14 protein-coding genes and 1 pseudogene are annotated in these 13,492 nt (G+C 71.7%); 10 read left to right on the top strand and 5 right to left on the bottom strand.

Annotated elements, in window-relative coordinates; genetic code table 11:
* Nucleotides 1-68 precede the first annotated feature (68 nt).
* On the bottom strand, nt 69-503 hold the full coding sequence (locus tag ACWD5Q_RS28035) for an ATP-binding protein (protein WP_451429839.1): 435 nt from the start codon (nt 501-503) through the stop codon (nt 69-71).
* Nucleotides 504-658: 155 nt separating this feature from the next.
* Between ACWD5Q_RS28035 and ACWD5Q_RS28030 the strand changes: the two genes are divergently transcribed.
* Genes ACWD5Q_RS28030 through ACWD5Q_RS28015 form a run of 4 tightly spaced genes read left to right on the top strand, consistent with a single transcriptional unit; the run spans nt 659 to nt 3,106 of the window.
* Nucleotides 659-1,495, top strand: coding sequence for a helix-turn-helix domain-containing protein (locus tag ACWD5Q_RS28030; RefSeq protein ID WP_451429838.1), 837 nt, complete (start codon nt 659-661; stop codon nt 1,493-1,495).
* Nucleotides 1,492-1,692: a DUF397 domain-containing protein gene (locus tag ACWD5Q_RS28025; protein ID WP_451429837.1), complete on the top strand. Its 201-nt coding sequence runs from the start codon at nt 1,492-1,494 to the stop codon at nt 1,690-1,692. Before ACWD5Q_RS28030 ends, ACWD5Q_RS28025 begins: the two co-directional genes overlap by 4 nt.
* Before the next feature lie 45 nt (nt 1,693-1,737).
* Nucleotides 1,738-2,334, top strand: coding sequence for a TetR/AcrR family transcriptional regulator (locus tag ACWD5Q_RS28020; RefSeq protein ID WP_451429836.1), 597 nt, complete (start codon nt 1,738-1,740; stop codon nt 2,332-2,334).
* Nucleotides 2,327-3,106 carry an alpha/beta fold hydrolase gene (locus ACWD5Q_RS28015; RefSeq protein ID WP_451429835.1) on the top strand — a complete coding sequence of 260 codons (780 nt, stop codon included), beginning with the start codon at nt 2,327-2,329 and terminating at the stop codon, nt 3,104-3,106. The genes ACWD5Q_RS28020 and ACWD5Q_RS28015 overlap by 8 nt, the downstream gene beginning before the upstream one ends.
* A 346-nt stretch (nt 3,107-3,452) precedes the next feature.
* Here the strand turns inward: ACWD5Q_RS28015 and ACWD5Q_RS28010 are convergent, their stop codons facing one another.
* On the bottom strand, nt 3,453-4,355 hold the full coding sequence (locus tag ACWD5Q_RS28010) for a YceI family protein (RefSeq protein WP_451429834.1): 903 nt from the start codon (nt 4,353-4,355) through the stop codon (nt 3,453-3,455).
* A 236-nt stretch (nt 4,356-4,591) separates the two neighbouring features.
* Between ACWD5Q_RS28010 and mmuM the strand changes: the two genes are divergently transcribed.
* Nucleotides 4,592-5,536, top strand: a complete 945-nt coding sequence (gene mmuM, locus ACWD5Q_RS28005; protein ID WP_451429833.1) for a homocysteine S-methyltransferase — start codon at nt 4,592-4,594, stop codon at nt 5,534-5,536.
* A 63-nt stretch (nt 5,537-5,599) separates the two neighbouring features.
* Here mmuM and ACWD5Q_RS28000 read toward each other — a convergent pair whose 3' ends face one another.
* Nucleotides 5,600-7,219, bottom strand: coding sequence for a carboxylesterase/lipase family protein (locus ACWD5Q_RS28000; RefSeq protein WP_451429832.1), 1,620 nt, complete (start codon nt 7,217-7,219; stop codon nt 5,600-5,602).
* A 350-nt stretch (nt 7,220-7,569) separates the two neighbouring features.
* Between ACWD5Q_RS28000 and ACWD5Q_RS27995 the strand changes: the two are divergent.
* Nucleotides 7,570-7,704 (top strand): annotated as a pseudogene (locus ACWD5Q_RS27995) (TetR/AcrR family transcriptional regulator); the annotation flags it as partial.
* Between the two features lie 225 nt (nt 7,705-7,929).
* Here ACWD5Q_RS27995 and ACWD5Q_RS27990 read toward each other — a convergent pair.
* On the bottom strand, nt 7,930-8,508 hold the full coding sequence (locus ACWD5Q_RS27990) for a TetR/AcrR family transcriptional regulator (RefSeq protein ID WP_451429831.1): 579 nt from the start codon (nt 8,506-8,508) through the stop codon (nt 7,930-7,932).
* A gap of 89 nt (nt 8,509-8,597) precedes the next feature.
* Here ACWD5Q_RS27990 and ACWD5Q_RS27985 point away from each other — a divergent pair, with 89 nt between their 5' ends.
* The 3 genes from ACWD5Q_RS27985 (at nt 8,598) to ACWD5Q_RS27975 (ending at nt 9,960) form a co-directional block, all read left to right on the top strand.
* Entirely contained in the window at nt 8,598-9,044 is a 447-nt protein-coding gene (locus ACWD5Q_RS27985) for an anthrone oxygenase family protein (RefSeq protein WP_451429830.1), read from the top strand.
* A 181-nt stretch (nt 9,045-9,225) separates the two neighbouring features.
* Nucleotides 9,226-9,576 (top strand): antibiotic biosynthesis monooxygenase family protein, encoded by a 351-nt coding sequence (locus tag ACWD5Q_RS27980; RefSeq protein ID WP_451429829.1) that lies wholly within the window; start codon nt 9,226-9,228, stop codon nt 9,574-9,576.
* 138 nt (nt 9,577-9,714) lie between these two features.
* Nucleotides 9,715-9,960: a hypothetical protein gene (locus ACWD5Q_RS27975; protein ID WP_451429828.1), complete on the top strand. Its 246-nt coding sequence runs from the start codon at nt 9,715-9,717 to the stop codon at nt 9,958-9,960.
* Between the two features lie 348 nt (nt 9,961-10,308).
* Here ACWD5Q_RS27975 and ACWD5Q_RS27970 read toward each other — a convergent pair whose 3' ends face one another.
* Nucleotides 10,309-11,469 carry a YihY/virulence factor BrkB family protein gene (locus ACWD5Q_RS27970; RefSeq protein WP_451429827.1) on the bottom strand — a complete coding sequence of 387 codons (1,161 nt, stop codon included), beginning with the start codon at nt 11,467-11,469 and terminating at the stop codon, nt 10,309-10,311.
* Between the two features lie 123 nt (nt 11,470-11,592).
* Here ACWD5Q_RS27970 and ACWD5Q_RS27965 point away from each other — a divergent pair, with 123 nt between their 5' ends.
* The gene (locus ACWD5Q_RS27965) at nt 11,593-13,227 is read left to right on the top strand and encodes an acyl-CoA dehydrogenase family protein (protein ID WP_451429826.1); all 1,635 of its coding nucleotides are present in this window, start codon (nt 11,593-11,595) and stop codon (nt 13,225-13,227) included.
* Nucleotides 13,228-13,492: the final 265 nt, after the last annotated feature.

Genomic DNA, 13,492 nt, shown 5'->3' with positions numbered 1-13,492 from the left:
ACGGTCCGGAGGCCGTCCGGCGATCCGCCGCCCCGTCAGGCGGCCTCGCCGACGGCCTCCGGACGGCACTACGGCCTCGGCACCCGCACCTCCGCCCAGACCACCTTGTACGCGCACCCCGGCCGCGGGTCCGCACCCCATCGCTCGGCGAGCGCGGCGACGATCAGCAGCCCGTGCCCGTTCTCGCCGCCGGGCGCCCGCAGCACGGGCAGCCGCTCGGTCCGCCCGTCGGCCACCTCGACGCGTACGACGCCGTCCCGCAGCACCAGCCGCACGCGGAAGTCGCGGCCCGGCACACGGCCGTGGCGGACGGCGTTGGCGGCCAGTTCGGCGACGACGAGCGTCACGTTCTCGTTCGGGTCGCTGTCATACGGGAATCCCCAGACGTCCATGCGGTTCGCCACGAGCCGCCGCGCGAGCCGCGCGCCTCGGGGCGTGGCGCTGAAGAGCTGGGTGAACGTACGTACGGTGACGGGCTCGTGGAGCTGCGGGTCTGCGTGCATGGCCCAACCGTCGCCGGGGTCACGGCAGTCGCACCAGGTACGACACTCGTACGCCGCCGACCGTACGAGTTCACCGAGTGGACAGTGCGGGTAACGGTGCGTGACCATGGGGGGACTTGGCGGGGTTGGCACCAGTGCACTCGGGGGTTCCCGTTATGACCGACAGCACCAACGGCAGCACGAACGAACCGGAGTCGTCCGACAGTCTGAAAGGCTTCGGGGCGGTCCACAAGGCCTTCCGCGAGCGTGCGGGACTCACCCAGGAGCAATACGCACCGCTCGTGGGCTACCAGCCGTCGACGATCGCGTCGATCGAGCAGGGGCGACGCTTCCCGCCGCGCGCGTTCGTGGAGCGCGCGGAGGAGGTACTGGACGCGTTCGGCGCGTTGAGGGCGGCCTACAAACACGTCGGGCGGGAGAAGGGGCTGGCGTCCTGGTTCCGGCAGTGGGCGGAGCTGGAGGAGCAGGCGATCAGTCTGTGCACGTTCGAGAACCGGCTGGTGCCGGGCTTGTTGCAGACGGAGGCGTATGCGCGGGTGCTCTTCGACGAGCAAGTGCCCGTGCTCAGGGACTCTCAGATCGAGGCCCAGCTTGCCGCGCGCGAGGAACGGCAGCGCCTGTTGACCGACCGGCCCGACGCGGCGTTCAGCTTCATCGTGGAGGAGTACGTCATCCAACGGGGCACCGGCGGGCGGGACATCACGCGTGAGCTGATCGGTCACATCCTGGAGGTGACGAAGGCGCGCCACGTAGAACTCCAGTTGCTCCCCGTGGCGCTCGGCGCCCACGCGGGGCTGGCCGGTCCCATCCAACTGCTGGAAACCCCGGAGAACGAGTGGTGCGGGTACTGCGAAGGACAGCGCAGCGGTCAGTTCGTCGCGGACCCGAAAGCGATCAGTGTGCTCCAGATGCGCTATGCGAAACTGCGTTCACAGGCTCTCTCCCCGGGCGACTCCCGGAGCCTGCTCGAACGGATACGAGGAGCGCTATGAGCACCAGCGAACTGGCCTGGTTCAAGAGCAGCTACAGCAGCAGCGGTGATGGCGACTGCGTAGAAGTGGCCCTCCGCCCCACCACCGTCCACGTCCGCGACTCCAAGGACACCACCGGCCCCCGGCTCGCCCTCTCCCCGGCCGCCTGGTCGGGGTTCGTGGGGTTCGCCGCGCATCTCCACCACCCCCTCTCCTAGGTGCGCTAGGCTCCAGCCTAGGACCCCTAGGTAAGGAGTCGGCCCATGCCCCGTGCCGGGCTCACCGTCGAGCGGATCGTCGCGGCCGCCGCCGATCTCGCGGACGAGGTCGGCTTCGACAAGCTCACCCTGTCGGCCGTGGCCCGGCACTTCGGGGTGAAGGACGCGAGCCTGTACTCGCACGTCAGGAACCTCGGCGAGCTGCGGACCCGCCTCGCCCTGCTGGCGAGCGAGGAGATGATCGACCGCATCACGGCGGCCGTCGCCGGGCGGGCCGGCCGGGACGCGCTGGCCGCCTTCGCGGGCGCCTACCGGGAGTACGTGCTGGCCCACCCGGGACGGTACGCGGCCACCCAGATCCGGGTCGACGACTCACTCCGCTCGCTGGTCACCGAGTCCGGAGCCCTGCGCCGCACCGCCAAGGTCACCTACGGCATGCTCCGCGCCTACGGCCTCTCCGAACCCGATCTCACCGACGCCGTCCGCCTGCTGCGCAGCACCTTCCACGGCTACTGCGCCCTGGAGGCCACCGGCGGCTTCAACGCCCCGAGACAGGCACAGGCGTCCTGGGACAAGGCCGTCGAGGCCCTGCACACGGCACTGGAGCACTGGCCGCACGAGGAGACGAAGACCGATGACTGACCTCCACTACGACACACGGGGCAGCGGACCCGTGCTGCTGGTCGTTCCCGGCGGCGCGGGGCACCCCATGGGGCTCGACGCGCTGACGGACGGCCTCGCCGGGCACTTCACCGTCGTGACGTACGACCCCCTCGGGCTCGCCCACGGTCACCTCGGGCTGCCCGTCGCCGAGCAGCGGGTGGAGGCGTGGGGCGAGGGCGCGCACCGCGTGCTCGACCAGGTGCTGCCGGAGGGCGAGTCGGCGTACGTCCTCGGCTTCAGCTCGGGCGGCATCGCCGTACTCGACCTGCTCGCCCGCCACCCGGAACGGCTGCGGCACGTGATCGCGCACGAGCCGCCCGTGGTGCGGGTGCTGCCGGACGCCGAGCGGCAGTTGGCGATGTTCGCGGAGGTGGCCGACACCTATCGCGCCGCGGGCCCGGCTGCTGCCGGAGCCCGCCTGGCCGCCGGTCTGACGGGTACGCCCGCCGCGCCCTCCAAGGACGGTCCGCCGCCGTCCCCCGAGGAGGAACTGGGCAGCCCTATGGCCCTCTTCCTGACCCGTGTCCTGCCCCGGTTCACCGCGTACGCGCCGGACCTGGACGCCTTGAGGTCGGCGCCTCTCACCCTGGCGGCGGGAGTCGCATCACGCGGCGGGCTGCTGCACCGGACCGCCTCCGTGGCGGCCGAGCTGACCGGGGGCCGCTTCGCCGAGTTCCCCGGCGGACACGTGGGGGCGGTCGAACATCCCCGGGAGTTCGCGGCGAGCGTGGTGGAGACGCTGCCGGCCTGACCGGGTGGGCGCCCGTCGGACGACTCCCGTACGGGGGCCGGGACCTGGGGCGCCCCGGTTCCGGTCGGGACGCCCCAGGGGCGTGCGGGCAGGGGCACACGGCCGACACGCTCGCCCCGCGCGTCAGGGTCTCTCACGGTGAAGGTGACAGACCCTCGGTATCAAATCCTGCGCCACCGGCGCCTCGCGCACCAGACCCACGAGGCCCCCATGCCGTGAACGGACGTGTGCCGCGCCGGCGGAACCGGGCACGGCGCCACCGGCTGGACGCCCACCGGCACCTCGCGACCGGACCGCCGCCGGCCGCCGTGCGCGAACATCGCACGCACCGGCCACCATGCGCCGTCTACTGTGGCGGCTCCGGAGTCTCAGGGCACTGGAACATGGCCTGGAGATCGAGTTCCAACTTGATCCGCGGTCCCACCACAGCGATACCGCGAGCCAGCATCGAGCGCCAGTTGAGAGTGAAGTCCTCTCGGTGCAACTCGGCTGTGGCCAGTGCGGCGCAGCGCAACTCCTGCTCGTAGCCTCCGTTGACCATGCCCAGGTAGGTGGTGTCCAGCTGTACGGAACGGCTGACGCCATGCATGGTCAGCACGCCCTTCACGGTCCAGTTGGCGCCCTGCCGGTGCACGAAGGACTCGCTGGCGAAGTGGATGTAGGGGTAACTGCGCACGTCGAGGAAGTCGGCGGAACACAGATGGCTGTCGCGGGTCTTGTTGCCGGTGGTGAGGCTGGCCGCCTCGATGGCGACCTCGACGTACGAGTCCTCCATCCGCTCGCCGATCTTGATCTCACCGTCGAACCGGGTGAAGCGGCCGTGCACGTTTGCCATACCCACGTGCTGCGCGATGAAGCGGATGGCGGTGTGCGGCGGGTCGAACACCCAACTGCCGGGGTGGGGAAGCTCTTTCACCGGGGAGGGGAACAGCTGGATCTGTCCCAAGCCGTGATGCGATCCGGCGGATATCGCGGCGGTCCTGCGGACGGGCTCCAGGCTGTCGGCAGTCACCACGACCGTGTAGGCGCCAGGCGGCAGCATCGTGACAAACCCCCCGTAGGGGTCGGTGCAGGAGGTGACCATCACGGTGCGTGTGGCGTCGTCGGTCACGGTCACGGTCGCACGGTGCAGCGGCACTCCTACCGGATCCACGACCTCGCAACTGATGACTCCCGCGCCCGCAGGAGGCGCGGGGAGCAGGGCTGTCGAACTGGTTCCCCGGTGCTTCCGACGAAGCAGGAAGTTCATAAAGGTCGTCCTCTTGGAGCGGAGGTGATCTGGAAGGCTCCATCGTTACACGCTCGAACAAGGGGAAACGGCCACAGGACGGTGAAACCCGTCGGCACACCATCTCCACAACCCCGTGACCGGCCCGGACTGTTGGCCCGTGCCGTAGATCACGGCACCCGCAGCGTAGGCAGCCGGGTCGCCCGAGGCGGCCCGCGGCAGCGGCGGGCGCGTTCGACTGGCGTTAGCGTCATGTCATGACCAGCGGTGCCACTCCCACCCTCGCCGAGGCGCTCGCCGCCGGGACCGTCGTCCTGGACGGCGGTATGTCGAACCAGCTCGAGTCGGCCGGGCACGACCTGAGCGACGCGCTCTGGTCGGCGCGGCTGCTCGCGGAGCGGCCCGAGGCGATCACCGAGGCGCACCTCGCGTACTTCGAGGCGGGCGCGGACGTGGCGATCACGTCGAGCTACCAGGCGACCTTCGAGGGCTTCGCGCGCCGCGGCCTCGACCGCGACCGCGCGGCCGGGCTGCTCACGCTGAGTGTGGACCTGGCCCGCGAGGCGGCGACGCGAGCACGCGCGAGGGGCATCGCACGGCCGCTGTGGGTGGCCGCGTCGGTCGGTCCGTACGGGGCGATGCTCGCGGACGGCTCCGAGTACCGGGGCCGCTACGGCCGCACGGTCGCCGAGCTGGCGGCCTTCCACCGCCCGCGCCTGGAGGTGCTGGCCGCGGCCGGCCCCGACGTACTGGCCCTGGAGACGGTGCCCGACGCGGACGAGGCGGCGGCCCTGCTGCGGGCGGTGCGCGGGCTCGGCGTCCCCGCCTGGCTGTCGTACACCGTCTCCGGCGACCGTACGCGCGCCGGGCAGCCGCTTCAGGAGGCGTTCGCCCTGGCCGCCGACGCGGACGAGGTGATCGCGGTGGGCGTGAACTGCTGCGCGCCAAAGGACGTGGAGGCCGCGGTGCGGACGGCCGCGCGGGTGACCGGCAAGCCGGTGGTGGTCTACCCGAACAGCGGTGAGAGCTGGGACGCCACGGCCCGCGCCTGGGACGGCCGCACCACGTTCACCGCCGCACAGGTCACGGGCTGGCGCGCGGCCGGGGCCCGGCTGATCGGCGGATGCTGCCGGGTGGGCCCCCGGACGATCACGTCGATCGCGGGCGCGCTGGGTGCGCCGGCGGACCCGGCGTCGGGTTGAGCGCCGCCGGGTCCGCCGCGGGGGCGGGACCGCCCGGCGTGGGTCTTCCCGCCGCCTCCCGTCTCACCGCCGAGGGATGGCGCCGGGGCGGCGCAGGCGCCGTACCGCCGACAGCGGGGTCGCGCCCCGCAGCAGCGACCTGCTTCCGGCGCCCGGTGCGGCGGGCGCGGGCTCCGGCCGGGTGGACGCCGCCTCCCAGAGCGCCATCTCCGGGTCCCGGAGGCCGTGGACCACGGCCGCGCCGTCGCCGCCGAAGACGCGCACGGGATGGGTGGCGTCCCAGACCGGCCAGCCCGGGTCGCCGTCCGTGGCGAAGCGCACCCATGCCGTGTGCATCGCGCGGGCGAGTGCACGGGGCGCGCCGGGGCCGGCCAGTTTCGCCGATTCCGGCACCTCCGCGCTGTCGAAGACGAAGCCCAGCTCCAGGGCGTGACAGGCGCCGAGGCCGGGCAGCCGGGAGCGCCAGGCGAACTCGTAGACATGGCAGGGCGCACGGCCGCCGCCCGTGCGGGAGCCGGCCAGCCGGTGCAGCGGACGGCGGAGCAGATGGTCGGTGACCATCTGCCCCACCAGCTCGGAGGCCGGGGCGTCCGGATGGGCGGTGCGGTAGCCGCGGGGCACCTCGGGGCCGCAGTGGCAGCGGGCCATCGCCCCGGCCAACGCCACCGCGCCGAGCCGGTCGATGTGTTCGGTCAGCCCGGTGGGCACGAGCCACAGCCGGTACTCCTCACTGGTCCAGCCGAGGAGCAGGGGTACGTCCCGGGCGGCGCCGTCGAGCAGCGCCTGGAGCGGGTCACGGGGCACCAGGTCGCCGTCGACGACGATCCCGAAGGCGGGCCCGCCGAGGATCGGACCGGCCCGGCGGCCCACCTCGGCCTGGGCCTCGGCCAGCAGCGTACGGTCCACCTCGGCGAACGCGGCCGCGGTGGCCGGTACCTTCAGCCGGGCCGCCATGCGGCGTACCAGGCGCCGCACCTTGTCCCGGTCCGTCGACTCGGGCGGCCCGCTCTGCAGCACGGCCCGGTGGAACAGTCCCCGCGCGCGGGGGCTCGCCAGCAGCGCGCCGATGCTGATGGCGCCCGCGGACTCCCCGAAGACGGTCACCCGGTCGGGGTCCCCGCCGAACGCGGCGACGGCGCCCTGCACCCACTCCAGCGCGGCGAGCTGGTCGCGCAGTCCCGGGTTGGGCGGGGCGTCCGGGAAGAGGCCGTACCCCTCCACGCCGAGGCGGTAGTTGAAGGAGACGAGGACGACCCCGTCGCGTGCGAAGGAGCTGCCGTCGTAGACGGGCACGGCGGAGGAGCCGCGGGTCAGGGCGCCGCCGTGGATCCACACCATGACCGGGAGCCGGGCCCCCGGGTCCGGTGCCGGTGTCCACACGTTGAGGTTGAGGCAGTCGTCGCCCGCGACCACCGGATCGGACAGATAGCGGGCGAACGCCTCGGAGTACGGCGGTTTCGGGGGCGTCGGCCCGAACGCGCCCGCGTCCCGCACGCCGTCCCAGGGCTCGGGCGGTACGGGCGGGCGGAAGCGGCGCGGGCCGAAGGGCGGGGCGGCGAAGGTGACGCCCCGGAAGACGGCGATCCCGTGCTCGTACCGTCCACGCACGGCTCCGTAGGGGGTGCGGACCACGGGGTCCGCCGTGTTCGCCGGGTCCGTGGTCGCCTCGTCCGCACGCTTCATCCGGTCTCTCCTCATCGTCGCCTGGGGGCTGCCCGATCGCCCCGGAAATTGCCCAGGGTCTGCCCAACTGTCCGGGGGGACCGCCCGACCGTCCCGGAAACCGCCCGACCGCCCTGAGGACTGCCCGCCTCACCGCATCTCATCTCTTCCCCGTCAAGCCGCCCTTGCGACGGATCCGGCCCGGCTTCCTCGGCACGGCATGGGGTCTCGCCGGTCATGCTGCTGGATTGAACGCCAAGGAATGATCACGGTTCGGGGGCCTCGGTTCGATCACGCTGCGTGGGACACGGGGTGACCGCGCAGGGCACTGGCCGATTGTGTGGTGCCGTCCGGTTCGTGGTCGATGAGCGGCCACGGGCCGTTTCCCGGCGCTGACCAAGGCCGTGCACGACGGCACGGACGTGGACGCCGATACATCCTTCGCGACCGGCCTGAACTGGGTCCTCGACGCCGTGGCCGCCAAACTCACCAGGCCGTCGGCGTGACGCTCAGCTCTTGCCGAATGTGAGCGAGGCCGGGGTCGGTGTCCACGGACCGTGCGGACTTGCGCCGCCACCACTTCATAACGTTGGTGCTGCCATCGGGCCGCCGGGAGCGTCCGCTTCTTGGGCCGGGTCGCGGAAGGGCCGCAAGCCGATGCCTTTAACGGTGCGTGCTGGGACGTGTTCGCGTCGCCGTCGAACCGGCTGCGTGCCCGCCGGGGCGGTGTGTCAGATCATGGCGAGCCGGTCCACCAGCAGTTCCACCCTGCGCTCGGTGTCCTCCGGCGGCAGCCGCCCCGCCCGGGTCAGGGTGGCCAGGCCGTGCAGGGACGCCCAGAACAGCTCGGTGAACAGCCCCGGGTCGACGCCGTCCCCGGCGACCTCGCCCAGGCTCTCCAGCAGCGCGGCGAAGGCGTCCTTCAGCGGCTCCGGGGTGTCCTCCTGCGCGTACGCCAGGCCGCCGTCGAGCTGGAACAAGGCGTCGTAGACCGCCGGGTTGCGTGCGGCGAAGTCGAGGTAGGAGCGGGCCAGGGCGGCGACCCGGGCTCGCGGGCCGTCCGCGGCGGAGGTCGCGGCCCGCACCGCTGTGGCCAGTTCGGCGGCCCCCTGAAGGGCGACGGCGCCGATGATCTCGCGCTTGCCGCGGAAGTGGCTGTAGAGGACGGGCTGGCTGTATTCGATGCGTTCGGCGAGCCGGCGGGTGGTGACCGCATCCCAGCCCTGCTGCTCGGCGAGTTCGCGGGCGGTCGCCACGATGAGGCGCTCGCGGCTGGCCCGTTCGCGCTGTTTGCGTTCCTGTACCGACATGACTCGATTCTAGCACCGCTAGACAAGCGAGCGGCAATAGTACTAGCGTTGCTTCATCACCTAGCAGCACTAGATGTCAGGGGGGCATCATGTTCAACGCACTCGAGGTCGTCACCACCGTGATCGTCGGCGTGATGGTGGGGGTGGAGTTCTCCGTCGCCTTCGTCCTCAACCCGATCCTCAACGCCCTCCCCGAGGACAGCGGCCAACTCGGCCACGCCCACGGGGGCCGGATGCTCGGCGCCGTGATGCCGTTCTGGTACATCGGCTCGCTCGTCCTGAGCGCGCTCTGGGCCATCGCGGGATGGCATCACCACGGCACCGGCCTCGTCGTCATCGCCGCCGCGCTGCTGATCCTGAGCGTGATCATGTCGCTCCTGCTGCTCGTCCCGATCAACAACCGGAACAAGACGTGGACTCCCGAGAACCGGCCCGAGGACTGGAAGGAGCAGATGAACCGCTGGGACCGCTACCACTACGTCCGCGTAGCCGTCATCATCGCCGCCTTCACCCTGCTCGTCGCCGCCCTCACCTGAGCCCACGGGCTCAGGTGCCCGGTCGTCAGCCGCAACCGCTCGGCCGTGCGCCCGAAGTGCGGCACCGCCACCTCCACCTGCATCCAGGACCCGGACACCCACACCCTCGAACTCCGCTGGTATCCGCAGGACGCGGGCCCCAGCGACACCCATTCACCGATAGCGAGAGGAAGTTCCGAAAATGGCCAAGCTGCAGAGTCTCGACCCGAATACGCCGATGTTCGCGCAGTTCAAGGAGGAGACCGGGCCCATCGTCCTGGCCAACACCTTCTTCGTCCCGAAGCAGAGGACTGAAGCGTTCCTGGCCCTCTTTCACAGGCAGGCCGAGTTCATGAAGGCTCAGCCGGGATTCGTCTCCCTGCAGATGCACAAGGGAACGGCGGACAGTCAGCTTCTGATGAACGTCGCGGTCTGGGAGTCGACCGAGGCTCTCGCCACGGCGTTCGGCAGCCCGGAGTTCCAGCGCATGGCTGCCGAGTTCCCCGACGACATCGTGTCGTACCCGCACATCTTCGAGCAGATCGACGCATGACACGGCAGTTGCAGCCGGGGGAGGGCAGCCGGAGAAGCCCTGCCTTCCCCCGGGCAGCCACGCGTCCGGGCACCATGCCGGATCGCCAAGGACGCCGAGAAAGCGGGCGAGTGATCTGTGTACGGTGAGCTCGGGAAAGTGATCCTCGCGGGGGTCGCCCACAACAACCCGAACTACGACCCCGGCTGGAAGGGCTTCTTCTCGGCGCTGGTCGTTATTGCTGGGGGTGCACTCATCCTCGCGGGTGTGACCGCGGGCTTCACAACGTGGCGTCGCGCCGAGCAGCCGCGTGAAAAGGGTCTTTGGCGGGTGCTCCTTGCCACGACGGGGTGCTTCGGGGTCGTGGGCCTCGCGATCATCGCCGTCGGCGTGTGGCTGTACTGAGCCGCACACCCCGTGGCCCCTGCCGGGGCGGCAGGGCGACAGCGTGCCAAACCAGCAGGCCTGCTACGTCTGAAGGTCTCCGCGGCGACCTCCTGGGCCTGGCTCAGCACCTCCAGCCCCTCCCGCGCCCGTACCTCACGCTGTTCGAGCAGACCGATCACCGACGGCATCGCACGCTCCAGAGTCGACAACAACCGTCCGCTGCCTGCCCCCGCCCCACCACGATCATGCCCCGGACGCGAAGAAACCCCTGGTCATCGAGCAGAGGTTCCGTTTGCCACAACGCGCTCAGCAAGCTCCACAAAGCTCGCACCGCCGCCGGGGGCTGCCCGCGCCCGGTGGCGGCCGTCAGTCCCCCGAGCCCTCGTCCTTCTTCCCGCGCTGGTGGGAGACGCTGCGGGCATGCGTCCGCAGGCGGGACGAGAGGTCCTCGTGGGGCAGGAAGCGGGACCAGCGCTCCGGGAACTCCGAGGGCATATCCGGATCGTCGGGGTCGTCGGGATCGGCGGCGCGCGCCGCGGCGGCGCGGGCCACGTAGTCGGCGGCCTGCTCCTGCCGCAGCCGCTCGTTCGCCGCGCGGGCCGCGGCCGTGGCGGCGGCGGGCCACACCCGGTCGATGGCCGCGTTGACGGCGGCACCGACGAGCACGGCGAAGGCGGCCACCCCGATCCACAGCAGCACGGCCACGGGCGCGGCGAGCGAGCCGTAGATCGTCGGCCCCTCGATCGCGTAGGTCAGGTAGATGCGCAGCAGGAAGCTGCCCAGCACCCACATCGCGAGGGCCACCAGGGCGCCGGGCACGTCCTCCACCCACGGAGAGCGCACGGGCACGGACACGTGGTAGAGGGTCGTCAGGAAGACGACCGACAGGACGATGACCACCGGCCAGTACAGGATCTGGACCACCGTCGTGGACCACGGCAGGACGTTCACCACGGCGTCCGGACCGGCGACCATCAGCGGCAGGGCGATCGAGCCGATCAGCAGCGCCACGATGAACAGGACGAACGCCAGCAGCCGGGTCTTCACGATCCCCCGGGTGCCGTCGAGCCCGTACATCACCGTGATCGTGTCGATGAAGACGTTCACCGCCCGGGATCCGGACCACAGGGCGAACAGGAACCCGAGGGAGATGACGTCCGGCCGGCCGCCCCTCATCACGTCGTGCAGGATCGGCTGGGCGATCTGCGTGACACCCTTGTCGGACAGGACCGTGCGCGACGCCTCCAGGAGGTTGCGCTCCAGGCTCTGGATGGTGTCGGCACCGGTCCAGGCGTCCACGTACCCGAGCAGCCCGATGAGGCTCAGCAGCAACGGCGGCACGGACAGCAGCGTGAAGAACGCCGCCTCGGCCGCGAGCCCGAGAATCCGGTACTCCATGCACGAGTTGACCGTGTCCTTCAAAAGCAGCCAGGCGGTCCTGCGCTTGGAGACGTTCCGGTACAGGGCGCGCGCCCGGTGGAGACGGCCGGACGGCCGCTGGGGAGGTTCGCTTGCTGCTGACTGCACGCCTTAACGGTATCCGCCGCCCGGGCCTGCGCTCATCCCCAGCCCGGGCTCCCGCCAGGGGGTGCGGTCGGATGCCCGGGAGATACGGGTGACCCACGGCGTACTGAGGGGTAAGTTCGCTCCATGGCAGCCACCACGCACACCGTGACCAACCAGGCTCCGCCGCTGGTCGGGTACGACGTCTTCACCGCCGACCGCGCCCTCGTGGAGGCCGTCGACCGGCATCTCGACCCCGCGCTCCTCGACGAGGCGCGCACCGAGTTGACCGGGCTCGGGCGCAGTGCCGGTTCCGCCCAGGTGCAGGAGTGGGGCGTCCAGGCCAACGAGAATCCGCCGAGACTGCGCACCCACGACCGCTACGGCAACCGTATCGACGAGGTCGAGTTCCACCCGGCCTGGCACCGGCTGCTCGGCAAAGGGGTCGCCGCGGGGCTGACCGCGGCCTGGGCGCGGCCGGGCGGTCATGTGCGGCGCGCCGCCGCGTTCGTGGTCTGGTCGCAGGTCGAGGCGGGCAACGGCTGCCCGCTGTCGATGACGCACGCCGCGGTGCCCGCCCTGCGCACCGACCCGGCGCTGGCCGCCGAGTGGGAGCCCCGGCTGACCTCGCTGGCCTACGACCAGGATCTGCGCCCCGCCGCGCAGAAGGCCGGTGTGCTCTTCGGCATGGGGATGACGGAGAAGCAGGGCGGCAGCGACGTACGCGCGAACACGACCGCGGCCCGGCCGCTCGCGGAGGACGGGACGTACGCGCTGACGGGCCACAAGTGGTTCTGCTCGGCGCCCATGTCCGACGGGTTCCTGGTGCTGGCACAGGCGCCGGGCGGGCTGACCTGCTTCCTGGTCCCGCGTGTGCTGGAGGACGGCACCCGGAACGTGTTCCTGATCCAGCGGCTCAAGGACAAGCTCGGCAACCGGTCGAACGCCTCCAGCGAGGTGGAGTTCGACGGCACATGGGCACGCCGGGTGGGCGAGGAGGGGCGCGGGGTGCGGACCATCATCGAGATGGTCGCGGCCACGCGGCTCGACTGCGTCCTCGGCTCGACGGCGCTGATGCGGCAGGCGGTGGTGCAGGCGATCCACCACTGCGGCCACCGGGAGGCATTCGGCGCCAAGCTCGTCGACCAGCCGCTGATGCGCAATGTGCTGGCCGATCTGGCCCTGGAGTCGGAGGCGGCGACGACGGTGGCGCTGCGGCTGGCCGCGGCGTACGACGACGGGAGCGAGCAGGAGCGGGCGTTCCTGCGGCTCGCGGTGCCCGCCGCCAAGTACTGGGTGACCAAGCGCTGCACCCCGGTGGTGGCCGAGGCCTCCGAGTGTCTCGGCGGCAACGGCTACGTCGAGGAGTCGGGCATGCCCCGGCTGCTACGGGAGTCGCCGCTGAACTCGGTCTGGGAGGGCGCGGGCAACGTACAGGCGCTCGATGTGCTGCGGGCCCTGCAGCGCGAGCCGGAGGCCCTGAACGCCTTCCTCCAGGAGGTCGGCCGGGCCCGCGGCGCGGACCACCGGCTGGACGGCGCGATCAAGGATCTGCTCGCCGAACTCGCCGATCTGGAGGGCATCGAGGCACGGGCGCGCCGCCTGGTGGAGCGGATGGCGCTGGTGCTCCAGGGGTCGCTGCTCGTCCGGTACGCGCCGCCGGAGGTCGCCGACGCCTTCTGCGCCTCCCGGCTGGGCGGCGACTGGGGCACGGCCCTCGGCACGCTGCCGCACACGCTGGATCTGGCCGCGGTGGTGGAGCGGGCGCGACCGGTCGTCTGAACCCTGGGGCGCGACGGGCGCATCCCCTCGGGAGCCAGGAGCGCAACGGGGTGCATCCGGTCGTGTCCAGGCGTATCGCGGTGCATCAGGGCCTACGACGTCACCGGCCGCGAGGCCGGGTGCGTCAGCGGCCATCGCACCGTGGCGCCGTAGCCGGAGTACGCGCGGGGGTGGTGCTGCGCCGACACGGCACCACCCCCGCGCGCCTGGCCCCCCTGAAGGAGCGCGGACACCGCCGCAGCGGCGTCGCACAAGTTTCAACCAC

The organism is Streptomyces sp. NPDC002513 (assembly GCF_053595355.1).
The sequence above is the reverse complement of the archived record's forward strand: the minus strand, read 5'-3'. Positions and strand labels throughout refer to the sequence as shown.

What these genes read in the sequence shown, in the direction of transcription:
- ACWD5Q_RS28035 (WP_451429839.1), bottom strand. Translation starts at nt 503, where the DNA reads ATGCACGCAGACCCGCAGCTCCACGAGCCCGTCACCGTACGTACGTTC.
- ACWD5Q_RS28030 (WP_451429838.1), top strand. Translation starts at nt 659, where the DNA reads ATGACCGACAGCACCAACGGCAGCACGAACGAACCGGAGTCGTCCGAC.
- ACWD5Q_RS28025 (WP_451429837.1), top strand. Translation starts at nt 1,492, where the DNA reads ATGAGCACCAGCGAACTGGCCTGGTTCAAGAGCAGCTACAGCAGCAGC.
- ACWD5Q_RS28020 (WP_451429836.1), top strand. Translation starts at nt 1,738, where the DNA reads ATGCCCCGTGCCGGGCTCACCGTCGAGCGGATCGTCGCGGCCGCCGCC.
- ACWD5Q_RS28015 (WP_451429835.1), top strand. Translation starts at nt 2,327, where the DNA reads ATGACTGACCTCCACTACGACACACGGGGCAGCGGACCCGTGCTGCTG.
- ACWD5Q_RS28010 (WP_451429834.1), bottom strand. Translation starts at nt 4,355, where the DNA reads ATGAACTTCCTGCTTCGTCGGAAGCACCGGGGAACCAGTTCGACAGCC.
- mmuM (WP_451429833.1), top strand. Translation starts at nt 4,592, where the DNA reads ATGACCAGCGGTGCCACTCCCACCCTCGCCGAGGCGCTCGCCGCCGGG.
- ACWD5Q_RS28000 (WP_451429832.1), bottom strand. Translation starts at nt 7,219, where the DNA reads ATGAAGCGTGCGGACGAGGCGACCACGGACCCGGCGAACACGGCGGAC.
- ACWD5Q_RS27990 (WP_451429831.1), bottom strand. Translation starts at nt 8,508, where the DNA reads ATGTCGGTACAGGAACGCAAACAGCGCGAACGGGCCAGCCGCGAGCGC.
- ACWD5Q_RS27985 (WP_451429830.1), top strand. Translation starts at nt 8,598, where the DNA reads ATGTTCAACGCACTCGAGGTCGTCACCACCGTGATCGTCGGCGTGATG.
- ACWD5Q_RS27980 (WP_451429829.1), top strand. Translation starts at nt 9,226, where the DNA reads ATGGCCAAGCTGCAGAGTCTCGACCCGAATACGCCGATGTTCGCGCAG.
- ACWD5Q_RS27965 (WP_451429826.1), top strand. Translation starts at nt 11,593, where the DNA reads ATGGCAGCCACCACGCACACCGTGACCAACCAGGCTCCGCCGCTGGTC.